Origin of the sequence: Nonomuraea sp. NPDC052634 (assembly GCF_040678535.1) — a bacterium.
Classification (GTDB): Bacteria; Actinomycetota; Actinomycetes; order Streptosporangiales; family Streptosporangiaceae; genus Nonomuraea; species Nonomuraea fastidiosa.
Map to the genome: position 1 here is coordinate 409,884 of NZ_JBFATY010000004.1, position 22,414 is coordinate 432,297.

Sequence of the window (22,414 nt, forward strand, 5' to 3'; positions counted from 1 at the left end):
GCGGTGATCGTGACCCGCGGCCACCGAGACCCCGGCCACCGAGACCCCGGCCACCGAGACCCCGACGAACAACGACCGCCTGAGCTCCGGCGAGGGCCGCTGACCCCCGAAGCTCAGCGCACAATCGACAACATCACATCCGAAGCAGACGGACGATCCGCAGGCTGCTTACTGAGGCAGGCGCCAACGATGCCGCGTAAGGAGGGCGGCACCGCCGACAAATCGGGCTCGTGATTGAGCACCCGGTTGAACACGGCAGGCACCGTGTCCTCCCCGAACGCCGGCCGCCCGGTCGCCGCGAACACCATCGTCACCGCCCAGCTGAACACGTCGGACGGCGGCCCCACAGGCTCGCCCTTGAGCTGCTCGGGCGACATGTACGGCGGAGTGCCCACCATCTTCCCCGACGTCATCGTCACCTGGTCGAGCGCCCGCGAGATGCCGAAGTCGATCACCCGCGGCCCGTCGTTCCCGATCAGCACGTTGCTCGGCTTGAAGTCCCGGTGAACGACCCCGGCCTTGTGGATGGCCGCCAGCGCCCCGGCTGTGGATAAAGCCAGCCGCGTCAGGCTGTCCTCGTCCCGGGGACCGTGCGTCCTGACGAGCTGCTCCAGCGACGGTCCGTCCACGTACTCGCTGACGATGTACGCGTGCTGCCCCCCGATGTTCACGTCGAGTACCCGGGCTGTGGAAAACGTGGCCACCCGCCGCGCCGACTCGACCTCCCGCGCGAACCGCGCCCGCGCCACCTCGTCCACCAGATCGTGCAGCACCTTCACCGCGACCTGCGTCCCGTTGGGCGCCATGGCGAGGTAGACGGCCCCTTGACCGCCGCGCCCGAGCTGCCGCAGCACGCGGTAATGCCCGATCCACTCCGGCTGCTCAGGCGGCCGCCGCTGGGAGGGCGCGGTTATGCGTTGCCGCACGTCGGGAGGGGTGTGCCGCATGTCGGCGGGAGGGGTGTGCCGCAACTCGGCTGGAGGAGTGTGACGCATCTCGGCAGGGCGATGCCGTACGTCGGCGGGCGGCAGCGGCGCATGGACCATCGGGGCGGGGCCCAGCCGCGCCTTGACCATGGACGGCACCAGGATCCCCGAGTGGATGGTCCCGCCGATCCAGCTGATCACCAGTCCGAGGGTGACGAGCATCGACAGCTCCGTAGGAGCGAGCTCGTACTCGTACGTGAGCGCGGTCAGAACGAACGACCCGATGCCGACCGCATAGACGCAGGCAGCGACCCCATGCCAGACGTTGCGCAGCCAGATGGCCGCGATCCCCATCGTGACCGGGGTCGCGACGCCGCAGGTGACCAACGGCAGGCAGGCCCACACAACGGCGGCCGCCCATCGCAGGCCACTCGGCCGGATCGGATCGCTGTGCTGCATGGCCGAGAGACTATCGCCCTGCGATCGGTTCATTCCGGGCATGCACACAGTCTGTGGATAACTAGCCCTCAGTCTGTGGATAGCTGTGGAAAACCTGGGGACAACCGACTCCCTCATTCACGTCCGCCCCCAAGTGCGCCATGATGTTGAACATGGGGCGGATGCCGGGAGTGGGACTGGTGAAGGGGTTGTCGATCACCCTTCGCCACATGCTGCGTAAGTCGGTTACGCAGCAATATCCCGAGGTCAAGCCCGCCCTGCCGCCCCGGAGCCGCGGGGTCATCGCACTGGTCGAGGAGAATTGCACCTCCTGCATGCTCTGTGCCCGAGAGTGCCCCGACTGGTGCATCTATATCGATTCGCACAAGGAGACGATCCCGGCCCCCGAGGGCGGCCGCCCCAGGCAGCGCAACGTCCTCGACCGCTTCGCGATCGACTTCTCGCTGTGCATGTACTGCGGCATCTGCATCGAGGTTTGCCCGTTCGACGCGCTCTTCTGGTCGCCGGAGTTCGAGTACGCGGAAGGCGACATCCGTGACCTCCTTCACGAGAAGGAGCAACTGGGCGCCTGGGTGCAGACCGTCCCTCCGCCGCCCGCCCACGATCCGGGCGCGGAACCGCCCAAGGAGCTGACGGCCGCCCGCCGCCCCGCTCGTACCCCTCGCCCCCGCCCCGCCGCCGACCAGCCCGCGGCCCGGTCACAGGGTGCTTCCGGTACGGGCCAGGCGGCCGCCTCGGCTCCTGCCACGGACCAGGGAACCAAGCCGCCGTCCGGCACGGTCCAGGCAGCCGAGGCAACTCCCGGCACAGGCCAGGGAGCCGAGGCGACGCCTGGAACCCAGCAGAGGGCTGTGTCGACGCCTGGCACCGAGAGTGGAGCGGTGCCACCGCCCGGCGCTAGCAGGGGAACCACGCCGTCGTCATCCGCCGGCGGGGGGATGACGCCGCCGTCCGCTGCTGATCAAGGCGGGACACGGTCGTCCGGCGCCGCTGCGGACACCAGAGCACCGTCCGGCGCGGGCGGGGAAGCCACGCCGCCGTCCGGCGTGGGTGGAGAAGCCACGCCGCCGTCCGGCGTGGGTGGGGGAGCCACGTCGGCGTCCGGCGTGGGTGGGGGAGCCACGTCGGCGTCCGGAACCGCCCAGGGCACTCCGTCGGCCGAGCCGGGCCCCACGACCAGGCCGTCCCGCCCGGGTGGCCGTGCTCGCCGCGTGATGACGAACGTACGGGGAATCCGCCCTCCGGGTTCCCTGCCGACCCCGGACACTCCTACCGTCACCCCGGCCACTCAGTCCCAGGCGCCCGCCGAAGAGGCGAAGGGAGGTCCCACCTACCCAGGGCAGGCCCTCCAGCCCGGCGACGCCCGCCCCGGTGACATGGGCTCTGGCGAGGTGCGTTCCGGCGACGCAGGTTCTGGCGACGCCCGCTCCGGTGATGCCGGGTCTGGCGACGTGCGTTCCGGCGACACCCGCCCTGGCAACGCGCGCTCCGGTGACGCGGGCTCCGGTGACGCGGGCTCCGGCAACGTGCGCTCAGATGGCGCTGAGGCCGGCGACGGTCGTTCGGACGAGGCACGAGAAGCACGAGACGAGGCACAACCCCGAGACAACGACACGGCCCGCGACAACTCCACAAGTCGCGACAACGACGCAGTTCCAGGCAACGACACAGCTCAAGGCGACAACCTCACAACCCAAGACAAGCCCGTAACGCAAGACCGAGACGGGGCTTCATCCACAGGCGACCCACCTCCAGGCAAGTTGTCCACAGCCGAGGGCGAGCCGCCGCCGAAGCCCGATCAGCCAGGGCAGACTTCTGCCGCGAGCCGCCGCCGGCGCAGGATGGCCGATCCACGGTCCATCAGGCCCCCAGGGCGGCTCGGTCCTGACGAGCCGAGGGAGTCCGAGGAGGAGTCGTGACCGAGGCGGTGCCCTCCTACCTGTCACCCACCGGGCAAGAGATCGTCTTCTTGCTGCTGGGAGCGGTAGCGGTTGGATCGGCGCTGCTCGTCGTCATGACCAAGCAAATCGTCCACGCGGCCCTCTGGCTCGTGGTCTGCTTCGGTGCGCTCGCCGGAGGCTACCTCGTGCTGACGGCCGAGTTCGTGGCCTGGGTCCAGGTGCTCATCTACGTGGGCGCGATCATCGTGCTGCTGCTGTTCGGCCTCATGCTCACCCGGGCGCCCATCGGCCGCTCAGCCGACCTCGACAGCGGCAACAAAGTGGTCGCCGCCGTGGTGGCGGTGGCGACCGCGGCGATCCTCGTCACGGTCGTGATCGATGGTTTCCGTACGGCCTACACACCCCTCACCCCGGGCCCCGGCGCCGCAGGAGAGCTCGGCGCCAGCATCTTCGCCACGTGGGTCCTGCCCTTCGAGGCACTGTCAGTGTTGTTGCTGGCCGCCCTGATCGGCGCCATCGTCCTATCCCGCACCGACATCCGCGGCCCCGCACCCGCCTCGGGCGGCACACCGGGTGAGCAACCGGACGGCGGCGACTCCGGCACGGCGCGCCTCAACCCGCAGAGCACGCCGCCTCCAGGTGAGCCCGTAGCCGCCGCACCGCCTGATCAGACGGCGGAGCCGTCGTCGGACGACCGTACTGTCGGCGGCACCTCTCCCGACCAGACCGGGGGGCAGTAGTGCACATCGTCTATCCGGCCGTCGTCTCCGCGCTCCTGTTCTCCATCGGCGTCTACGGCGTGCTCGCGCGGCGCAACACGATCCTCGTGCTGATGTCGGTCGAGCTGATGCTGAACGCGGTCAACCTCAACCTGGTGGCGTTCGACGTGTGGCTGGGCGACCGTCTGCACAGCGGGCAGGTGCTCACCCTCTTCGTCATCGTCATCGCCGCCGCCGAGGTGGGGCTGGGCCTGGCGATCGTCCTGGCGCTCTACCGCAACCGCCAGACCATCGACATCGACCACCTCCGCGCCCTCACCGAACCCGCCCCCGACCCCACCGGCACGCCTACCGAGCCGGCGGCCCTCGACCTCGCAGGAACGCCCACCGAGACGGCGGTCCTCGCCCCCGTAGAAACGCCCACTCAGTCGGTCGGCGGCCCTTCTGTGCGACCAGAGTTCGCGTCGGCTTCGGCGTCGGACGTCGCTTCTAGGCGACCCGATGCTGCGACGGGTTCGGAGCCGGACGCTTCTTCGGCCCCCGAGGCGGCGCCCGCTCCGGAGGCCGACGTTGCCCCTGGGCAGCCGGAGACCGAACCTGCTTCTGAGCCGGGCGTTGCCGCTGCACGGCTTGGACCCGCCTCGGGCCCGCAACCGGATCATCCTGCGGAGCGCGCCCCGCAGCCGGATGGTCCTGCGGAGCGCGGCCTGCAGCCGGATGGTCCTGCTGAGTACGGCCTGCAGCCGGATCGTCCTGCGGAGCGCGGCCTGCAGGCGGATCAGCCTGCCGAGCACCTCCCGGAGGAGTGCGAGCACCGCGTCAACCGAGGCGGTGGTGATTGATGACGAACTTCCCGTTGCTGGCCGTGCTTCTGCCGTTCGTCGCCGCGGCGGCCGGTCTGCTGCTCTCCCGCTGGCGTCCCGGCAGGCCACCGGCGGGCACCACAGGCGCCGCTCGCGCGGCTGACGCAGCCGACACTGCCGGTACCGACGGCACAACCGCTGCCGGCACTGCCGCTACCGCTGGCTCCCGCGCCGGCACTGCCGGTACCGCTGGCTCCCGCAGGGCGGCGTGGATCGCCGTCGTCCCCACCGCAGCCTCAGCCGTGCTGGCCGTCTGGCTGGCGTGGACGCCGGGCTTCTCCTACTTCACGGGGGCCCAGCACCCCCCACCCACAGGCCAGACCTACGGCACGATCATCACCGGCGGCGTCCCGATCTCCCTGACCCTCCAGGCCGACGCGCTCTCCGCCGTCCTAGGCGTCCTGGTGACGCTCGTGGCGCTGGCCGTACAGGTCTACTCGGTCGGCTACCTCAAAGACGACTCGCGCTACCCCTCCTACAGCGCCTTCGTCAGCCTGTTCACCAGCGCGATGCTCCTCGTCGTGTACGCGGGCGACCTCCTCGTCCTCTACGTGGGCTGGGAGATCATGGGCCTCTGCTCATACCTTCTCATCGGCCACTGGTGGGAGGATCGCGGCAATTCGCGCGCCGCGGTGAAGGCCTTCCTCGTGACCCGCCTGGGCGACGTCGGCTTCCTGTTCGGCATCTTCGTGCTGGGCATGGGGGCGGGCAGCTTCCGCATCGCGGACGTCCTGGCGAAGGTGCCCGAGATGTCCGCGGCGACGCTCGTGACGGCCACGATGCTGCTGCTGGCGGGCGTCGCGGGAAAGAGCGCCCAGGTGCCGCTGCACACGTGGCTGCCGGACGCCATGGCGGGCCCGACCCCGATCAGCGCGCTGATCCACGCCGCCACGATGGTCGCGGCCGGCATCTTCATCGTGGCCAGGCTGTTCCCGGCGTTCGTGGCCGCGCGGCCCACGCTCGACGTGCTCGCCGTCATCGCGGCGCTCGGCATGCTGGGGGCCGCGCTGGCCGCGCTCGCCCAGGACGACCTCAAGCGCGTCCTCGCCTACTCCACGGTCAGCCAGCTCGCCTACATGGCCGGCGGGCTCGCGGCAGGCTCCGACACCGCGGCCGTCTTCCACCTGCTGACGCACGGCGCGTTCAAGGCGCTGCTGTTCCTATGCGCGGGCGTGGTGATCCACCACGTCGGCTCCAACCTGATGACGCGGATGGGCGGCCTGCGCAGGGAGCTGCCGGTGACGTTCGTGGCGATGACGATCGGGTTCGCCGCCCTGATGGGCCTCCCGCCGGCCAGCGGCTTCTTCAGCAAGGACGGCCTGCTGTCCGCGATGGACGACGCTCTGTCCGGCCAGAGCCTCACCGACGCTGCGGCGCTTCTCCTGTACGGGTGCGCGCTCGCGACCGTGGCCGTCACCGGCGCGTACGCCACCAGAGCCTGGCTGCGCACGTTCTTCGGCGAACCGAGAGCCGTGGCGCTCAAGGAGCCGGAGCCCGGCACCGCCCATGTCGTGGACGCCCGAGAAGCCCCGCGCACGATGCTCGTCCCCGTCGCGGTCCTGGCCGTGCCCGCCCTGATGCTGGGGTTCGCGGGCGACCTGCACGTCGAGCTCGGCGTGGCCGCCGTCAGCGTGGTGCTCGCGGTGCTGGGCGCGGGCGTCGTCTACGCGTTCTGGCGCAGCGACCCCCTCGCCGACCCGGCCCGCCTCCTCGGGCCGCTGCGGGCGCCGTGCGAGCGCGCGTTCTACGTCGGCACCGCGTACGCGGCCCTGTTCGTCCGCCCGATCCTGGCCCTGTCCACAGGGGTGGTCAGGACGGACGACACGGTCGTGGACGGCGCGGTACGCGGCTCAGGCAGGGCCGCCCGCGGCCTGTCAGGGGTGCTGCGCCTGGCCCAGAACGGCAACGTCCAGCTCTACGTGAGCGGCCTCCTGGCCGGGGTCCTGTTGATCGCAGTGGGGGCGGTGGTGTTCACATGATGGCGTGGATCCCGGTCGTCCTCCTTGCCGTGCCCCTGCTGGGGGCCCTGATGCTCCTGATCGCGCCGCGCGCCCTGCACCCCGTGCTCCGCCCGTACGGACTGATCCTGTCGGCCGTCACGCTGGCCGCGAGCCTCGTGCTCGTGGCGGCCTTCGACTACGGACGCCCGGCCGCGATCCAGTACGAGCTGGACCTGCCGTGGGTGCCAGGGCTGGGGATGCGGTTCCACCTCGGCGTCGACGGCATCTCGCTGCCGCTGATCACGCTGACGGCGTTGCTGACGTTCCTGTGCTTCGTCTACCTGTGCTGGGGACGCGGCACCGCACGCGAGTTCATGAACGCCAGGCCGCGGGCGCTGGTGTTCACGCTGCTCGTGCTCGAAGTCGGCATGATCGGCACGTTCCTGGCGCTCGACCTGCTGCTGTTCTTCGTCTTCTTCGAGATCGTCCTCATCCCGATGTACTTCCTGATCGGCATCTGGGGCGGGGACGGACGCAGGGCGGCGTCGGTCAAGTTCATCCTCTACACGCTGCTCGGCTCGGTCGTCATGCTGCTCGGCCTGCTGCTGGTGTGGGCGCAGGCGGGCACGCTGGACATCGTGGCGCTCAACGCCTCCCACGGGGCCGGGATGTCGAGGTCCGTACAGATCCTGGCGTTCGTGGCGATCGGGGCGGGCTTGGCGGTCAAGACGCCGATGTGGCCGCTGCACACGTGGCTGCCCGACGCACACACCGAGGCGCCCACCGTCGGGTCGGTGCTGCTCGCGGGCGTGCTGCTGAAGATGGGCACGTACGGTTTCGCCCGGATCGCCATCCCCGTCCTGCCCGAGGGCGCGGAGGCGGCGGCCCCGTGGCTGGGGGCATTCGCGGTGGTCGGCATCGTGTACGGCGCCCTCGCCTGCCTGGCCCAGCGCGACCTGAAACGCATGATCGCGTACTCGTCGATCGGCCACATGGGCTTCGTCCTGCTCGGCTTCGCCACGCTCACCCCGGTCGGCACCAACGGCGCGCTCTTCGCGAACGTCGCTCACGGCCTCATCACCGGCCTGCTGTTCTTCCTGGCAGGCGCGATCAAGGAACGCCACCACACCGCCGACATGCCTGCCCTGGGCGGCGGCCTGCTGGCGCGGCTGCCCAGGCTGGGCTCGCTGCTGACGTTCGCGGCGATCGCCTCGCTGGGACTGCCGGGGCTGGCCGGGTTCTGGGGCGAGATGCTGGCCCTGCTCGGGGCGTTCCAGCCCGCTGACGCGCTGCCGCGCGGGCTGTTCCTCACGTACATGGTGATCGGGGGACTGGGCGCGGTCCTGACGGCCGCGTACTTCCTGGTCATGCTGTCGCGCGTCACCCACGGACGGCCGCGTGCGGCGGACGAGGCGGAGACCGGCCCGGCGGCTGACACGGCGACTGACGCGGCGACTGACACGGGGGCCGGCGCGGTGACCGGCTCGGGCGGCGGCGCGGCGATCGCCGTCGCGGAGCGTACGGATGCCGGGCTTTCGCCGGGTGCGACGACCGACGTGGCGGAGCGTGCGGATGCCGCGCTTTCGCCTGGTTCGACGACCGGCGTCGCGGAGCGTACGGACGCGCTTCCGCCTGATGCGACGACCGGCGTGGCAGGACGTACGGACGCCGCGCTTCCGCCCGGCGCGACGATCGACGTCAAGCCCAACGAGTGGCTGGCCTGGACCCCGCTGGTGGTCCTGACCCTGCTGTTCGGCCTCTGGCCGGGCCTGCTGCTCTCCCTGACCACACCCCCCGTGCAGGCGCTGCTGGGAGCACTGTCATGATCCAGCAGATCGACTACTTCGTGATCGCGCCCCCGCTGGTGCTCGCCCTGTCGGCGGCCCTGGTGCTGCTGCTCGACGCGTTCCTGCCGGCCCGCCCGGTGCTCAGCGGGGTGCTCGCGCTGGCGGGGATCGCGGTCGCGGCCGGGTTCGTGGTCGCTCAGGCGGCGGGAACGGGCTCGAGGTCGACGTTCTGCGTGCCGCAGCGGCTCGGTGGCACGGCGGCGACGTGCTCGTTCGTGGCCGACGGGTTCACGCTGGTCTTCGCCGGGCTGGTGCTGGTGGCCGCCGCGGTGGTCGTCCTGATGTCGATGACCGAGCTGACCGGCGGCGGCATCCCCGTCGGCGAGTGGTACTTCCTCCTGCTGTGCACCATCGTCGGCGCCGTCACCCTGCCCGCCTCCCGCGACCTGATCATGCTCGTGGTCGCGCTCGAACTGGTCTCCCTCCCGGTCTTCGCCCTCACCGCGCTCAAACGCTACGACGGCCGCGCGTCGGAGGCGGCGGTGAAGCTGTTCGTGGTCTCGGTGGTCTCAACCGCGATCATGCTGTTCGGCGTGTCGCTCCTGTACGGCATCTCGGGCACGGTCTACCTGTCCCGCCTGTCCGGAGTGTTCAGTGGCCAGGTGGCGGCTCCTGGGGCCCCTGAGGGCCTGCCCGCGGTCGTCACGGTCGGCGTGGTGCTGGTGGTCGCCGGGTTCGCGTTCAAAATCGCCGCGGTGCCGTTCCACTCATGGGCGGCCGACGTCTACCAGGGCGCGCCCATCCCGGTCGCCGCGCTGCTCTCGGTCATCTCGAAGGCGTCCGGTTTCGCCGGTTTGATCCTGGTCCTGGTCGCCGCGCTCGGCGGGCAGGCGGCCACGTGGGCGCCGATCGTCGGCATCGTGGCCGCGCTCACCATGACCGCGGGCAACCTGCTCGCGATGCGCCAGCACTCCGTCGTACGACTGCTCGCGTGGTCCTCGGTCGCGCAGTCCGGCTACATCCTGGCGCCGCTCGCGGTCACGGGCACGGCCGCGGTGCGCTCGTCCATCGCGTACCTCGTCATCTACGCCGCCATGAACCTCGGCGCGTTCACCGTCGTCATGCTCGTCTCCAAGACCGAGCTCGACGACTACCGCGGCCTGGTGTTCCGGCGCCCCGCGGCCGGGCTGGCGCTGGCGTTCTGCCTGATCTGCCTGGCCGGCCTGCCGCCGGGGCTGGCCGGGCTGTTCGCGAAGGTGTTCGTCTTCCGCGAGATCGTCGCGGGCGGCGCCGGCTGGCTGGCGCTCGTCATGGCCGTCAACACCGTGATCGGCCTCTACTACTACGCCGTCTGGACCGCCCGCCTGTTCGCACCCGGCAGCCGGGCGCCGCTCTCGCCGCCCGCCACCGCCTGGTACGCCATGGGCGTGGCCGTGGTGGCGGCCGTGCTGTTCTCACTCGCGCCGCAGCTCGTCCTCGACATGGCCTCCCTGACCTGAGCCTTCGGTCCTGGCTCGTGAAACCCGCCCCCGGCCTGAAACATCGGCCCTGGCCTGAGACCCCGGCGCGTCGCGCTGCGCCTCCACGTGAGCACATTGGGGAACGAAGAGCCGGGCCATCGACGTTGGACGTGGTGGAACCCGGACCACGAAGGGGGGGACCTTGCACCACAACGGTCTGCGCACCGCCGTGTTGCTCGGCGGTCTGTCGGCGCTGATTCTCGCGGTGGGCGCGTGGTTGGGCGGCGGCACCGGTGTGCGGATCGCGCTCGTGCTCGCCCTGGCGAGCAACGGCGTGGCGTACTTCTTCTCCGACCGCATCGCCCTGTCGGCGATGCGCGCCAGGCCGGTCAGCGAGGTCGAGCAGCCCACCCTCTACCGGATCGTCCGCGAGCTGTCCACGCAGGCCCGCCAGCCCATGCCGCGGCTGTACATCTCGCCGACGGTGCAGCCCAACGCGTTCGCGACCGGCAGAAACCCGCGCAAGGCGGCCGTGTGCGTCACGTACGGGCTGACCCAGCTGCTGAACGAAGACGAGCTGCGCGGCGTGATCGGACACGAGCTGTCCCACGTCTACAACCGCGACATCCTGATCTCCTCGGTGGCCGGCGCGCTCGCCACGATGATCACCTGGCTCAGCTACGTGTCGGTGTTCTTCGGCGGCTCGGACGACGACGAGGGGCCGGGCTTCGTCGGCGCGCTGCTGATGATGGTGCTGGGGCCGGTGGCGGCCACCATGGTGCAGATGGCGATCTCCCGTACGCGGGAGTACCAAGCGGACGAATCGGGCGCCCGGCTCACCGGCGACCCGCTCGCGCTGGCCTCGGCCCTCCGCAAGATCGAGATGGGCGCGCGCCGGCTTCCGCTTCCCGAGAACAGCCGCCTGACCTCGGCCTCGCACATGATGATCGCGAACCCGTTCAGCGGCTCCGGCTTCGGCCGCCTGTTCTCCACCCACCCGCCCACCTCCGAGCGGGTGGCCCGCCTCGAGCGGATGGCGGGCTACCGCCGCTGACGCCTCTACGGACCCGTGGTGATCTTCCGCAGGATCACCGCGAGGTCCTCGGGGTAGACGGTCTCGTCGGTGGCGTCCAGCTCCTCGGCGCTCCACCAGCGGTGCCCGAGCGTCGTGTCCTTCTCGATCTGCTCCATGTGATCGAACGACACCGCCGCCTGCCCGCCCAGCCGGATCGCGAAGAACGCCTGATCCTGGGTGAAGGCGTAATCGCCCCACTCGAACTCGACCAGCGCCTCGGCGTGCGGCCCCGTGAACTCCTCGGGCCGCGCCCTGACGCCGATCTCCTCGTACAGCTCGCGCGCCGCCGCCTCCTGGAGCGTCTCACCGTCCTCGCGCGCCCCGCCGATGGTGAACCAGAACCGCCTGTCCGGCTGGGCCGGATCGAGACCGTGCAGGAGGAGAACGCGGTCATTCTCGTCGATGGGCAGCACGCGGGCCGTGAACCGGCGCAGGGGAATTTTCGCCACGCCTATGGAGCATACGCACCGCTTACCGGATCGTTATGAGGCGGCTCGGGGCACACGGCGCGATGGGTCGCCGCATGCCCCGAATACGCTCTCCGCGATCGTACGAGCCGGCGCAGCATGCCCGCGGACCGGCTAGCGGTAGTTCACGAACTGCAGGGCGATGTCCAGGTCCTTGCCCTTGAGCATGGCGATGACCTGCTGCAGGTCGTCCTTCTTCTTGGAGCTGACCCGCAGCTCGTCGCCCTGGATCTGCGCCTTGACCCCCTTCGGACCCTCGTCACGGATCATCTTGGAGATCTTCTTAGCGTGCTCCTGGTCGATGCCCTCCTTGAGGCTCACCAGCAGGCGGTACTCCTTGCCGGACAGCTTCGGCTCACCCGCGTCCAGGATCTTCAGCGACAGCCCGCGCTTGATCACCTTCTCCTTGAACACGTCGTACGCCGCGTTGACGCGCTCTTCACTGTTGGCCTTGAGCTCGATGTTGTTCTGCCCGGACCAGCTGATGCTCGCCCCGGTCCCCTTGAAGTCGAAGCGGTGCCCCAGCTCCTTGACCGTCTGGTTGAGCGCGTTGTCGACCTCCTGCCGGTCGATCTTGCTAACGATGTCGAAAGATGAATCGGCCAAAGCACCCATCCTCTCAGCTGCGGTGAAACCGGCCCGGCCGTTCGAACGTACGGACCCAGCGCACGAGCCTAGCCAGCATCGGCCCGCCGTGCAGGTTCGCGCCCCCTTGGTCACGTCGTACGGCGACCCTTCCCGTACGCCCGAGACCTCCCCTTCGCGCCTCGTTGGCTCGGGGCCGCTGTCTGGGCTTCCCACATCGGGCCGGCCGGGCTTCCGGGGCATGGCCGCCTGAGACTCTTGCGGGGCGCATCTGGGCCCCCGGCTTTGGGGCGCTCGTGGCACCCCGCGCGGGGGCGTCCGGGAGCACCGCCTGGGCCGTTCGGGGCGCCGCGCGGGGGCGTCCGGGGAGCGCTCGGTCGCAGTCCGGGGCGGCGTCGGGGCCGCCTAGATCAGATTAGATCCGGCTCCGGGACAAACCGGTGTCACGTACACCTCCGAAGTCCGCTATCCTTCTTTCTGTCGCCGCGAGAGCGGATGGCAAGGCAGGTTGCCCGAGTGGCCAAAGGGAGCGGTCTGTAAAACCGTCGGCTCAGCCTACGCAAGTTCGAACCTTGCACCTGCCACCAGCAGTAAGTGCAGCTCAGAGGCCCTACGGGGCCTCTTCTGCATTTCCGGGGTATGCAGCCAGAGGCAGCCCTGAGCGGCCCGTTGTCGGTGGTCGCGGGATATACGCGGGATGGAGCTGAGGGGCGTTCCCCCAGGTCGAGGCCCGTGTTGCGGGGGCTTCGCGGGATGGCGAGGCCCCGGGAACGGCGAAAGGCCCCGGGGGAGCCGGGGCCTTTCGAGTTCGGATCGTGATCTCATGCGGTGAGGACGTCCGCGATCCGCTGGTTCACGATCTCCTCCTGGCCGTCGATGCACTTGGCATAGACCCGCAGCAGCACGTCCACCCCGTGGCCGGCGCGGGCGGCGACTTCCGGGGCCGGGACACCGCCGTTGAGCCAGAGCGAGACGGCAGCGTGGCGAAGGTCATACGGTCGCCGGGCGAGCGGCGAGGCGACTTGGGCGGGTGTGAGGGCGAGGGTGCGGGCTTCCTGCCAGACCTCGGTGTAGGCCGTCGAGGCGACCACGCCGCCGCGTTCGCTGCGGAACAGCCGCCCGTCCGGGGCCACGCCGAATTCCTCGATGTGTTGCCGGAGGATCTTCACCAGTTCTGGAGGGATGGGGATGCGGCGGACGTCGTCTTGGCCCCGGTGTTTGAGGCCGCGTAGCTCGTGGGTGTCGCCGGTGTCGGTCCAGCGGCGGTTGACCTCGGGGCGGGAGCTGTCGAGCGTGATGTGACCCCAGCCCTCGGCTGGGAGGTGGCAGTCTTGCTCGCGGAGACCGACCGCTTCGGCGGGGCGGAGCGCGGCGAAGTACATGCAGGCGAACATGGCCATCAGCCGCCGGCCCCGGCCCTTGCCGTTGCGCTGGCGCTTGCCCACGTAGGTGAGCGCGATCAGGAGTTCCCGGGCTTGGCGGGGGTTGACCACGACCCGCGGATCCACGGTCTCGGTCGTCTTGGGGACCTTCCACTTGATGCGGTGCAGCGGGTTGGACGGCAGCTCTTCCAGCTCGACGGCGTACTCGAAGAGGTGGTGCAGGACGGCGCGCTTGCGCCGGATCGTGTTGGCGCCGGCCTGCTTGCCGTCGAGGCGGAGCGCGAGGGCGTCCAGGGCCGGGCGGACCGCCTTGGTGTCGTTGAGATCCTGCATGGTGAGCGATGCGGTCTCCAGCCAGCGGACGGCCCGTGCGATGTCGGCGGGCATATCCGGGCGTTTGGCCTCGGGGAGCAGGACGTAGTGGCGTAGGGCCTTGCGGAGGAGTGCTGGGTCCGGGCGTCCGGGCTTGTCTCTTGTCAGGGCCGGGAGGGCTGTTGCGAGGGCGTCGGACATACTGTCGCGGCTCTTTGCCGCCGCGTACGGCCTCTCGTCCAGGGTGAAGGCGCCGGGGGCGGCCCAATCGAGGAACTTCTCGTAGATCCAGGCGGCCTGACCCGCCGGGGAGTCGGTCAGGGCGTAGCCGATGGTCTGCGGCCGGGTGCGCTGCAGCAGGTGGTAGCCGGAGTGGACATGGGCGCACGTCTCGCCCTGGGCCAGGGCCGCGGCCTCTTTCCCGGGTCGGCTCGTCGCCGGCCGGCGGCAGGGCGAGGAACTCGGGGAAGTTGAGGTGGACGGCGCGCAGGCCGTCGGGGCGCTGCTTCCCCATGCGGGTGGCCACCACGCCGCCCCAGTCGCCGCCCTGCGCCAGGTAGGAGTCGTAGCCGAGGCGCCGCATCAGCACCGGTTGCGGGCCGAGCGCTTGACGCCGGGGACTACGCGTGGGCCCCACGAGAGGGCTCGTGAGATCCCCACGTGCGTGGGGAGCACTCGGCGGACGGGGCCTGATTGCCCTGCGGCGACGCTGTGCCCGTCGGTGCGCGGTGACGTGATGTCCGCCGGCCTTGATCCGTGGGTTCTGAGTTCGAGGGCGTGGGGGTCCTACCGGCGGCCTTACTCTCCATGGCGCCGGCCGTCGATGTCGAGGGCGAAACCTTCGGCGGCCAGCTCGGTCAGGAAGGTGATCGGGTCCACCAGGTGCTCGATGTGGTGCACGCCGGCCTTCGCCTGCGGCAGGTGGCGGACGAGCAGGGCGGCGGCGCGGCCGGTCGCGCGGCTCTGTGAGCGCCCGCTGAAGGACGCCCGCGCGGTGCCGGCAGTGACCGTCACGGCGAAACCGTCGCTGCCGAGGTGGACCTTCTCCAGGGTCTTGAGCAGCAGGTGTCGTACGCGGGGGCGGCGCAGTAGCCCGGCGATCGCGGGGCGGCGGGCGGCGGCGAGCATCGTGGTGAAGAGGCGGGAGTCAAGGCACAGGCCCGTGCGGGCGGACGGCACGGCGATCGTCCGGGGCAGCGTGTACTGGTCGGAGAAGGGGAAGCGGTGGACGGTGCGCGCGCCGTACGGCTCGGGGAAGGTCATCGTCCAAAAGCCGTCGAGCGTGCCGAGCCCGTCCAGGGTCCAGGCGATCGCCGCCGAGCCGTGCCGCTCTCCCGAGCCGAGCAGCACGCCGATGTCGAGGCCGTTGCCGGGCGAGCGCTCGGCGACCACGCGGGCCAGCAGGTTGGAGACGCCGGGTACGAGCCCGACGCTCAGGGCGGCGGTCGCGCCGCGCGCCGTGGCGAGATCGTCCAGTTCCTCGATCGCGGCCAGCACGTCAGGCGAGGCCGACACGTCGACATAGCCGATGCCGCGTTCCAGGCAGGTGCGGGCGACCGACGCGTTGCCGGTCTCGGCGCACATGAGCACCGTCGTGACGCCATTCAGCGATGCGGCCAGATCGGCGGGGTCGGCGGCGTCCACGCGTACCGATGTCACACCGGGGATGGGCCGGGCCTGAGCCGGATTGCGTCCGGCGACGATCACCTTCGTGCCAGGGCGTTCCGCCAGGGCCAGGGCGGCCTCGCGGCCGACCGCGCCGTACCCGCCGAGGATGAGGACCGATCTTTTCGTAGTCACGCTACAAGAATGTTTTTGTAGTGACGCTATAGTCAAGTCGTGAGCACGGCACCACGACACGACAGCGGCATCCGTACGGCGAGGAAAGGCGACGGCAGGGCCGCACGGGCCAGGGCGACGCGCGCCCGCATCCTGGCGGCGGCCACCGAACTGTTCACCACGACCGGCTACGCCGGCACGAGCATCAACGCCATCGCGGCCAAGGCAGGCGTGGGCGAGCAGACCGTCTACTACGCCTTCAGCACCAAGCGGGCCATTCTCACCGCGGCCCTGGATGTGGCCGTCGCGGGCGACGACGAGCCCGTGCCCACCCTCGAACGCTCTTGGGCGCGGGAGGCGATCGCCGATCCGGACCCGCTCGGGCAGCTCCGCCGCCAGGTGGCCGGCGCCGGGGACATCTACCTCCGTGCGGCCACCCTCCTGGACGTCGTACGCAGTGCCGCCACCGCCGATCCCGACCTCGCCGCGGTCTGGTCCACGAACCTCCGGCAACGCCTCACCGTACTCCGGGTCTTCGCCGAAGCGCTCGCCCGCAAGACGCCCCTGCGCGACGGGCTCACCAGCGAGCTCGCGGCCGACGTCGCGCTGACCGTCCTGTCCCCCGAGACGTACAACCTGCTGGTCCGCGACCGCGGCTGGAGCCATGCGCGGTGGCGGGACTGGGCACTCGACGCCCTCGTCGGCATGCTCACCACGCTGCCCCGCCCCGTTCGGTCGCTCGACGACCGGGAGCGATGATCAGAGCCTGTGGATCGGCTCGGGGACGTACCCTGCCTGAGTGGTCGAATCGAAGGTCGCTGAGCGGGCCGACGCTGGCGCGCCGGCCGGGAAGGCTGGCGGCGCTGCCCTGCGATCTCGTCTGGGCCACCACCTGGGAAGAGGAGGCGAACGCCGAGATAGCACCCCGAATCGGACTGCCACGCCTGCCGGTCGTGACCTGGCCGGAGACATCCGGCGAGCACGAGCGCGAAGACCGATGGTTCGGGCTCTGCTGGAAGACCCGCACCCTGGTGACATGGGCGGCCGGACGCTCGTTCGCCTGGGTCGACGACGAGATCACCGACGCCGATCGCACCTGGGTCTCCACGCACCACAGCGGCCGGGCACTCCTTCACCACGTGGAGCCGTTTCGAGGACTCACCAACGAAGACATCGCAGTCCTCGATCGATGGCTTCGAGCCCCGTGCCCGCGATCCGCGAAATTGATGGCGGTCGCGAAGGCGTCGGTCGGGGTCAGTGCGTTCCGCTCAACTCACGCTGCCGTTCCTGAGCGGTGAGCGGGTCGTGCTGAGCCTTGCCTCGTACGCCGGCTTGCCGTGTGCCAGGGCCGGACCACCCCCAGGGCAGGCCTTCGAGCGCTCAGGCCGCCGAGCGGAGCCCGGCGGGGCGGCGGCGGAGGGTGGGGTCGAGCAGCGCCGGCGGCTTGTACTCCTGGTCGAGCGCGGTGACGTCGGTGCCCGGTGGGACGATCTTGTCGATCCGGTCGAGGATGTCGTCGGACAGCTCGACGTCGGCCCCGGCCAGCAGGTCGTCGAGGTGTTCCATGGTGCGCGGGCCGAGGAGCGCGGCGGTGACGCCCGGGTGGGCGATGGTGAACGCCATGGCCAGGTGGGTCATGGGCAGGCCGGCCTCCTCGGCGAGCGGGATGAGCTGTTCGACGACGTCGATGCGGCGTTCGTCGGACAGGTGGCGGGAGAACCGGACGCGTTTGAGGTCGTTCCCGCCGCCCTTGCGCACCCGGCCGGTGAGCAGGCCCTGGCCGAACGGACCCCACACCATGACGCCCATGCCGTACTCCTGCGCCAGCGGCAGGACCTCCCGCTCGATGCCGCGGTTCAGGAGCGAGTACGGCGGCTGCTCGGTGCGGAACCGCTGCAGCCCGGCGCGTTCGGCGGCCCACTGGGCCTGCACGATCATCGAGGCGGGCGTCGTCGAGGAGCCGATCACGCGTACCTTGCCTGCCCTGACGAGGTCGGTCAGAACGGAGAGCGTCTCCTCCAGGTCGGTGTCCGGGTCGGGCCGCTGGAGCTGGTAGACGTCGATGTGGTCGGTGCCGAGGCGGCGCAGGGAGTTCTCGACGGCGGCGGTGATCCAGCGGCGGGAGGCGCCCTGCTGGTTGACGCCCTCGCCCATGGGCAGGCCGACCTTGGTGGCCAGGACGACCTCGTCACGGCGGCCCTTGAGTGCCTTTCCGACGATGTCCTCGGAGTCGGCGTAGCGGTCGGCGGTGTCGATGAGGTTGATCCCGGCGTCGATCGCCTTGTGGATGATCCGGACCGACTCGTCCGGGTCGTTGCCCATCTGGCTGGCGAACATCAGCGTGCCCAGTCCGTACGGGCTGACCTTGATCCCGGTACGCCCGAGGTTGCGATACTTCATGAACGTGCTCCTTCGGTCCCGACCGGCGAGTGGGTCCCCGCCGGCCACCGCCCGTCGGCCGGTGCGTCCACCTTCCGCGGACCCGCGGGCATCAGCCAGTGCCCGCCACAGCCAGTGGACCCGCAGTACCACGACGGGACAGGGCCGAATGCCCATACTGGGGAGATGACCGGATCCACGGATCTCGGCAGGGCGTTGCACGCCTGGCGGGATCGTACGAAACCGGCCGAGGTCGGCCTGCCGGACGACGGAGGACGCCGCGCGCCCGGCCTGCGGCGTGAGGAGCTCGCCCAGCTCGCCGGCCTGTCCGTCGACTACATCGTGCGGCTCGAACAGGGCAGGTCGACGAACCCGTCCCCGCAGGTGCTGTCCGCGCTGGCTCGGGCGTTGCGGCTGACGATGGCGGAACGTGAGCACCTCTTCGTGCTCGCCGGTCAGGCGGTGCCGGGCCCCGGGCAGATCTCCGACCATGTGCCGGCAGGCGTCCAGCGCCTGCTGGATCGGCTGACCGGCACCCCGCTGAGCGTGTACGACGCCGCATGGAACCTCATCACGTGGAACCGGCTGTGGGCCGCGCTGTTCGGCAACCCGCCCGCGCAGCGCGGCTTCGGGAGGAACGCGGTGTGGTGGTCCTTCGTGGAGCCGCCCGCCGGATACCCCCAGGCGGTGAGCAGGGAGACGGGTCACCGCGCCGCGTTCGTATCCGACTTGAAGGCGGCGTCGGCTCGCTATCCGAAGGACGCCGGACTGGCCGCACTGATCGATGAGCTCCGTGCCCGGAGCGAGGACTTCGCGGCGCTGTGGGACTCCGGCGTGGTGGGTGTGCACGAGCCCTTGACCAAGACGGTCCGGCACGCGAGCGTCGGCGAACTCACCCTCGACTGCGACATCCTCGCGGCGCTCGGCACCGATCTGCGGATCATGGCCTTCACGGCGGCGGAGGGCAGTGAGACGGCCGAGCGGCTGCGCCTGCTGGAGGTCGTGGGCGCCCAGGTCTGACGGGCACCGGAACGGGCACACGATCGGGCAGCATCGCCACCGGAGGTTCGCCGGGGCCGATGCCTCTACACGGCCGGCAGCAAGCGAGCTGACGAGAGGTGATCGGTGGGGTGATCCCTCCGGGAGAGGAGCGCCGTCGCCAGAGCGTGAAGTGGGGCGACGGAGACGCATCATGCCGCTGCATGATCGAATCCACGTCGCGCGGATTGAGACGTGCCGAGTACGGTGAGCGCTGATCGGGTCGGAAGCGGTGCGGGGGCCGCCATGGCGTCGAGGTGGGTTGTGGCTCGTCGGAGACGGCGCGCTGCGGGTGCGGTGATCGGGACGCTGGTGGTGCTCACCGGTCAATGTGGTCAGTGATCATCTGCCCGACGGGGTTACGGCGTATCGGTGGGCGTTGATCGCCGGCCTTGTCGCGGTGACGTTACTGATCGTCTGGTCGGCGTGGCCGGCTGGGCGGCGGGTTCGTGGCGAGCTGTTCCAGGTGCCGGTCATGCCGTCGGGGTGGGTGGCCCGGGAAGAGCTGAACGTTGTGGTGCGGGCTTTGACGAGAGCTGCCACGGGGACGGTAGGGGTGACGACCGACGTGCTGGGCCGGGCCGGGCAGGCGGTCGAGTACGACTCCGGCGAGTTCGCGCCGCCGGACTACCGGGGGGCCACCAGGACCCGGCTGGTGATCGACCCGGCTTCCGGCAGGCCCCTTTCCCTCGAAGTCCGATCCGCCGCGGACAGCGGGCTCCTGACGTACACCGCGATCAGGGACAGCCGCTGGGCGGACACCAACCCGTTGAAGGAGCACCGATGAGATTCCCCCTCGCCGTCGCCGCCGGCCTGCTGGTCGCCGGTGCAGCCGCCGTCCCGGCGTCCGCCGAGGCTCCGGAGGGCGCGTGCGCCGCCGGGACCGCCGCCCGGACCGTGCCGCGACGTGCACCGTAGCGTTTTCGAGCTGCTGGAACGCCTGCCGCAGGCCGCCATGCTCGTGCTGTCGGCGACCTACGAGGGGATCGCCTGGAACGACCTTGCGGCGGCTCTGCTCATCGATTTCTCCGCGTTGTCGCGGCGTGATCGCAACCTCGTCCGGTACGCCTTTCTCGGTCCGCGCGAAGGTGAGACCCGGCTGCCTGTCCTGATGGAGGAGGATCGGGTGGCGTTCGGGCGGGAGGTGGCCCGGTGGTTGCGGGCCGCCGCCGCGCGCTATCCAGGGGTCGCCGAGGTGGAGGAGCTGGTGGCGGAGCTGCTGGAGGGGAGTGCGGAGTTCGCCGAGCTGTGGGCCTCGCACGACGTCTCGCCTGATCGGGCGCGTCAGCGGCACATCGCGTCGATGACGTCCGGGAAGTGCGGGAACTCCGCGCGGGCGGCCTCCACGATCTCCGCCGGTGAGCGGCGGCCACCCGGCGCGTGGCGTTCGGCGATCGCGCGGAAACCCTCGTTCGGCTCGGCGGCGCAGCCGGGGTCGCCGAAGGCTTCGGCGGGGCCCAGGCCGGCGGCGAAGAGCCAGAGCAGGTCCCCGAGGTCGCGGGCGATCACGCCGCGCTCGCCCTCGGAGCCGAGGTACACGACGGGCTGCTCGGAGACGGCCGCGCCCGGCCGGACGAGCCAGAAACCGGCGTAGCCGCCACCCCCGGTCGTGCCGAAGAAGCGGAACTCCCGGCCGTCCACCTCCGGGTTCCCGGTCCACAGGCGCAGCCACCACGCCGTACGCTCGGGCGCCTCGAACCGGTCGTACGGCTCGAAGTCGATGCCGCGGGCCTCGTCGGCCTCCTCGTCCCACTCCCACTCGAAGCCGATCCCGGCCACTTCGGCCAGGGCATCGGGCAGCGCCAGATCCGCCATCCTCGGAAGGGTAGACGATCATCAGGGCTCAGGCGTCCCTGGGGGGTCGCGGCTCGGGCAGGGCCCAGCGCTTGTTGGTGCGGTCGACGGCGAGCTCGGCGGCGGTGAGGTCGATGTGGACCGGGATGCCGGGCCGGCCGCCCACCTTGACCAGGAACTTCCCGCGGCCGGGCGGCTCGCCGTCGCGGTCGCGGGCGCTGTCCCAGCTCGGCGGGGTGGACCAGTCGACGATCATGCGCTGCTCGGCGGCGGACATGCGGACGACCTGGGTGAGCGCGGCCATCTCCGCCTCGGGCAGCCCACCACAGATGATCATGCCGGCGCGTTCGGCGAAGCCCCGGGCCTTGAGGCGGTCGGCCTCCTCCGACAGGGCCAGCAGGTCGCTCATCGTGTGGGTGATCATCGCCTGGCCGACGCCGCGCTGCCGGTTCAGGCGGGTGAGCGCGTCGACGCGGTCGACGAGGCCGCGCCCGGCCCGCAGCACCCGCCACAGCTCGTCGAGCACCACCCAGAAGCGCCGCTGCGGGGCGAGGCCGGCGTCGGCCAGGGCGTGCGCGGCCTCGATCGCGCCGAACCCCTCCGACCAGCAGGCCAGCAGCACGGCCGCCTGCAGCTCCTGATCGGCCTCGTCGATGCCGGAGATGTCGATGCAGGCACCGGCGGGGGTGTCCAGCCGGATCGGGGTGGTGGTGTCACGGGCGAACGCGTCGCCGAGCGGCCCGTCAAGCAGCCCGAGCAGGGACGCGTGCAGGGGATCGACGACCTGCCGGTAGCGTTCCTCGCTGCCGCGCGCCAGGGTGACCGCGCGCACCGGGTCGGGGCCGACGTCGATGACGTGGATCAGGTCGGGCAGGATGGGCACACCCGGGTGGCGCTCGTCCAGCACCCGCAGCGCCGCCGACAGGATGGTGCGTTCGGTGTCGGCGACGGGACGGCCGCGCACGATCGTGATGAGGGCCGAGACGGTGTTGAGCCGGCGGCCGTGCGCGTCGGCGAGCAGCCGTTCGCGGTCGAGGCCGGACAGCCGCGCGGCGGCGGCGCCGATCTCGCCGGGGTCCAGGACGTTGAGCGCGCCGAGCCCGCGCCCGAGCTTGATGATCTGCCCGCCCATCGCGGCGATGAGGTCGGTGTAGTCGGGCTTCAGGTCGCCGAGCACCAGGGGGATCACGCCGTAGCCGGCCAGGCCGACGATCTGGCGGCGTACCAAGGTGGACTTGCCCAGCCCCGGCTTGCCGAGCACCAGCTCCGACGGGTTGTGGATGAGCCCGGCGCGGGCGAACCAGGAGATCGGGTCGCAGCACAGCGTCGCGCCGCCGGTCAGCTCGCGCCCGAGCGGCACGCCGATCGCGGGCGTGCTGGACCCGACCCCGAACGGCCACAGCCCGCACACCTGCACGGTGGTGCCGCGCCACTCGGGCGGAGCCTCGACGTACGGCACGCGGCCGCCGCCGCGCCCTGCGTACCCGCGCGCGCCAGGACGCCGGACGGGCGGCGGTGACGCGGAAGTCCTCCGAGGCATGGTCAGCT

At 71.0% G+C, this 22,414-nt stretch carries 19 protein-coding genes, 1 tRNA gene and 2 pseudogenes; 14 read left to right on the forward strand and 8 right to left on the reverse strand.

Going from position 1 to position 22,414, the window contains the following annotated elements:
• Positions 1 to 113: 113 nt before the first annotated feature.
• Entirely contained in the window at positions 114 to 1,385 is a 1,272-nt protein-coding gene (locus tag AB0K67_RS21170) for a serine/threonine-protein kinase (protein ID WP_364062522.1), read from the reverse strand.
• A gap of 314 nt (positions 1,386 to 1,699) precedes the next feature.
• Between AB0K67_RS21170 and AB0K67_RS21175 the strand changes: the two genes are divergently transcribed.
• From AB0K67_RS21175 to htpX, 7 genes and pseudogenes are all read left to right on the forward strand, one after another.
• On the forward strand, positions 1,700 to 3,304 hold the full coding sequence (locus AB0K67_RS21175; protein ID WP_364063257.1) for a 4Fe-4S binding protein: 1,605 nt from the start codon (positions 1,700 to 1,702) through the stop codon (positions 3,302 to 3,304).
• Positions 3,301 to 4,026 (forward strand): NADH-quinone oxidoreductase subunit J, encoded by a 726-nt coding sequence (locus AB0K67_RS21180; protein WP_364062525.1) that lies wholly within the window; start codon positions 3,301 to 3,303, stop codon positions 4,024 to 4,026. Before AB0K67_RS21175 ends, AB0K67_RS21180 begins: the two co-directional genes overlap by 4 nt.
• Positions 4,026 to 4,325 (forward strand): annotated as a pseudogene (nuoK, locus tag AB0K67_RS21185) (NADH-quinone oxidoreductase subunit NuoK); the annotation flags it as partial. The gene AB0K67_RS21180 and the pseudogene nuoK, both read left to right, overlap by 1 nt.
• A 521-nt stretch (positions 4,326 to 4,846) precedes the next feature.
• On the forward strand, positions 4,847 to 6,847 hold the full coding sequence (locus tag AB0K67_RS21190; RefSeq protein ID WP_364062528.1) for an NADH-quinone oxidoreductase subunit L: 2,001 nt from the start codon (positions 4,847 to 4,849) through the stop codon (positions 6,845 to 6,847).
• The gene (locus AB0K67_RS21195) at positions 6,844 to 8,634 is read left to right on the forward strand and encodes an NADH-quinone oxidoreductase subunit M (RefSeq protein ID WP_364062531.1); all 1,791 of its coding nucleotides are present in this window, start codon (positions 6,844 to 6,846) and stop codon (positions 8,632 to 8,634) included. The genes AB0K67_RS21190 and AB0K67_RS21195 overlap by 4 nt, the downstream gene beginning before the upstream one ends.
• The gene (locus AB0K67_RS21200; protein ID WP_364062534.1) at positions 8,631 to 10,094 is read left to right on the forward strand and encodes an NADH-quinone oxidoreductase subunit N; all 1,464 of its coding nucleotides are present in this window, start codon (positions 8,631 to 8,633) and stop codon (positions 10,092 to 10,094) included. Before AB0K67_RS21195 ends, AB0K67_RS21200 begins: the two co-directional genes overlap by 4 nt.
• Positions 10,095 to 10,257: 163 nt before the next feature.
• A complete protein-coding gene (gene htpX / locus AB0K67_RS21205) occupies positions 10,258 to 11,109 on the forward strand; it encodes a zinc metalloprotease HtpX (RefSeq protein WP_364062537.1) in 852 nt (283 codons plus the stop codon).
• Positions 11,110 to 11,114: 5 nt separating this feature from the next.
• Here htpX and AB0K67_RS21210 read toward each other — a convergent pair whose 3' ends face one another.
• On the reverse strand, positions 11,115 to 11,579 hold the full coding sequence (locus AB0K67_RS21210) for an NUDIX domain-containing protein (RefSeq protein WP_364062540.1): 465 nt from the start codon (positions 11,577 to 11,579) through the stop codon (positions 11,115 to 11,117).
• 132 nt (positions 11,580 to 11,711) lie between these two features.
• Positions 11,712 to 12,203 (reverse strand): YajQ family cyclic di-GMP-binding protein, encoded by a 492-nt coding sequence (locus AB0K67_RS21215; RefSeq protein ID WP_364062543.1) that lies wholly within the window; start codon positions 12,201 to 12,203, stop codon positions 11,712 to 11,714.
• 481 nt (positions 12,204 to 12,684) lie between these two features.
• On the opposite strand from AB0K67_RS21215, the gene AB0K67_RS21220 reads away from it, so the two are divergent.
• A tRNA-Tyr gene (locus AB0K67_RS21220) sits at positions 12,685 to 12,769 on the forward strand.
• 234 nt (positions 12,770 to 13,003) lie between these two features.
• On the opposite strand, the gene AB0K67_RS21225 is transcribed toward AB0K67_RS21220, so the two are convergent.
• Both AB0K67_RS21225 and AB0K67_RS21230 read right to left on the reverse strand, forming a co-directional pair.
• Positions 13,004 to 13,951: a hypothetical protein gene (locus AB0K67_RS21225; protein ID WP_364062546.1), complete on the reverse strand. Its 948-nt coding sequence runs from the start codon at positions 13,949 to 13,951 to the stop codon at positions 13,004 to 13,006.
• Between the two features lie 723 nt (positions 13,952 to 14,674).
• A complete protein-coding gene (locus tag AB0K67_RS21230; protein ID WP_364062549.1) occupies positions 14,675 to 15,676 on the reverse strand; it encodes a saccharopine dehydrogenase NADP-binding domain-containing protein in 1,002 nt (333 codons plus the stop codon).
• Between the two features lie 39 nt (positions 15,677 to 15,715).
• Between AB0K67_RS21230 and AB0K67_RS21235 the strand changes: the two genes are divergently transcribed.
• Together AB0K67_RS21235 and AB0K67_RS21240 are read left to right on the forward strand one after the other, a co-directional pair.
• Positions 15,716 to 16,414 carry a TetR family transcriptional regulator gene (locus tag AB0K67_RS21235; RefSeq protein ID WP_364062552.1) on the forward strand — a complete coding sequence of 233 codons (699 nt, stop codon included), beginning with the start codon at positions 15,716 to 15,718 and terminating at the stop codon, positions 16,412 to 16,414.
• 194 nt (positions 16,415 to 16,608) lie between these two features.
• Positions 16,609 to 16,953, forward strand: a complete 345-nt coding sequence (locus AB0K67_RS21240; protein ID WP_364062555.1) for a hypothetical protein — start codon at positions 16,609 to 16,611, stop codon at positions 16,951 to 16,953.
• Between the two features lie 82 nt (positions 16,954 to 17,035).
• On the opposite strand, the gene AB0K67_RS21245 is transcribed toward AB0K67_RS21240, so the two are convergent.
• A complete protein-coding gene (locus tag AB0K67_RS21245) occupies positions 17,036 to 18,055 on the reverse strand; it encodes an aldo/keto reductase (RefSeq protein ID WP_364062558.1) in 1,020 nt (339 codons plus the stop codon).
• A 165-nt stretch (positions 18,056 to 18,220) separates the two neighbouring features.
• Here AB0K67_RS21245 and AB0K67_RS21250 point away from each other — a divergent pair, with 165 nt between their 5' ends.
• The 4 genes and pseudogenes from AB0K67_RS21250 to AB0K67_RS21265 all read left to right on the forward strand — a co-directional run.
• Entirely contained in the window at positions 18,221 to 19,054 is an 834-nt protein-coding gene (locus AB0K67_RS21250; RefSeq protein WP_364062561.1) for a helix-turn-helix transcriptional regulator, read from the forward strand.
• 418 nt (positions 19,055 to 19,472) lie between these two features.
• A complete protein-coding gene (locus tag AB0K67_RS21255) occupies positions 19,473 to 19,859 on the forward strand; it encodes a hypothetical protein (RefSeq protein WP_364062564.1) in 387 nt (128 codons plus the stop codon).
• Positions 19,856 to 19,990, forward strand: coding sequence for a hypothetical protein (locus AB0K67_RS21260; protein WP_364062567.1), 135 nt, complete (start codon positions 19,856 to 19,858; stop codon positions 19,988 to 19,990). The genes AB0K67_RS21255 and AB0K67_RS21260 overlap by 4 nt, the downstream gene beginning before the upstream one ends.
• Positions 19,991 to 20,027: 37 nt before the next feature.
• Positions 20,028 to 20,312, forward strand: a pseudogene (locus AB0K67_RS21265) (transcriptional regulator); the annotation flags it as partial.
• A 44-nt stretch (positions 20,313 to 20,356) separates the two neighbouring features.
• Here AB0K67_RS21265 and AB0K67_RS21270 read toward each other — a convergent pair.
• Complete coding sequence (locus AB0K67_RS21270; RefSeq protein ID WP_364062570.1) at positions 20,357 to 20,887, reverse strand: SMI1/KNR4 family protein; 531 nt, start codon at positions 20,885 to 20,887, stop codon at positions 20,357 to 20,359.
• 28 nt (positions 20,888 to 20,915) lie between these two features.
• Positions 20,916 to 22,406: an ATP/GTP-binding protein gene (locus tag AB0K67_RS21275; protein WP_364062573.1), complete on the reverse strand. Its 1,491-nt coding sequence runs from the start codon at positions 22,404 to 22,406 to the stop codon at positions 20,916 to 20,918.
• Positions 22,407 to 22,414 lie beyond the last annotated feature (8 nt).

Bases quoted from the DNA above. Each gene is read 5' to 3' on its own strand.
- AB0K67_RS21170 (WP_364062522.1), bottom strand. From the start codon at position 1,385: ATGCAGCACAGCGATCCGATCCGGCCGAGTGGCCTGCGATGGGCGGCC.
- AB0K67_RS21275 (WP_364062573.1), bottom strand. From the start codon at position 22,406: ATGCCTCGGAGGACTTCCGCGTCACCGCCGCCCGTCCGGCGTCCTGGC.
- AB0K67_RS21195 (WP_364062531.1), top strand. From the start codon at position 6,844: ATGATGGCGTGGATCCCGGTCGTCCTCCTTGCCGTGCCCCTGCTGGGG.
- AB0K67_RS21190 (WP_364062528.1), top strand. From the start codon at position 4,847: ATGACGAACTTCCCGTTGCTGGCCGTGCTTCTGCCGTTCGTCGCCGCG.
- AB0K67_RS21260 (WP_364062567.1), top strand. From the start codon at position 19,856: ATGAGATTCCCCCTCGCCGTCGCCGCCGGCCTGCTGGTCGCCGGTGCA.
- AB0K67_RS21175 (WP_364063257.1), top strand. From the start codon at position 1,700: ATGCTCTGTGCCCGAGAGTGCCCCGACTGGTGCATCTATATCGATTCG.
- AB0K67_RS21200 (WP_364062534.1), top strand. From the start codon at position 8,631: ATGATCCAGCAGATCGACTACTTCGTGATCGCGCCCCCGCTGGTGCTC.
- AB0K67_RS21225 (WP_364062546.1), bottom strand. From the start codon at position 13,951: ATGCCCGCCGACATCGCACGGGCCGTCCGCTGGCTGGAGACCGCATCG.
- AB0K67_RS21270 (WP_364062570.1), bottom strand. From the start codon at position 20,887: ATGGCGGATCTGGCGCTGCCCGATGCCCTGGCCGAAGTGGCCGGGATC.
- AB0K67_RS21250 (WP_364062561.1), top strand. From the start codon at position 18,221: ATGACCGGATCCACGGATCTCGGCAGGGCGTTGCACGCCTGGCGGGAT.
- AB0K67_RS21245 (WP_364062558.1), bottom strand. From the start codon at position 18,055: ATGAAGTATCGCAACCTCGGGCGTACCGGGATCAAGGTCAGCCCGTAC.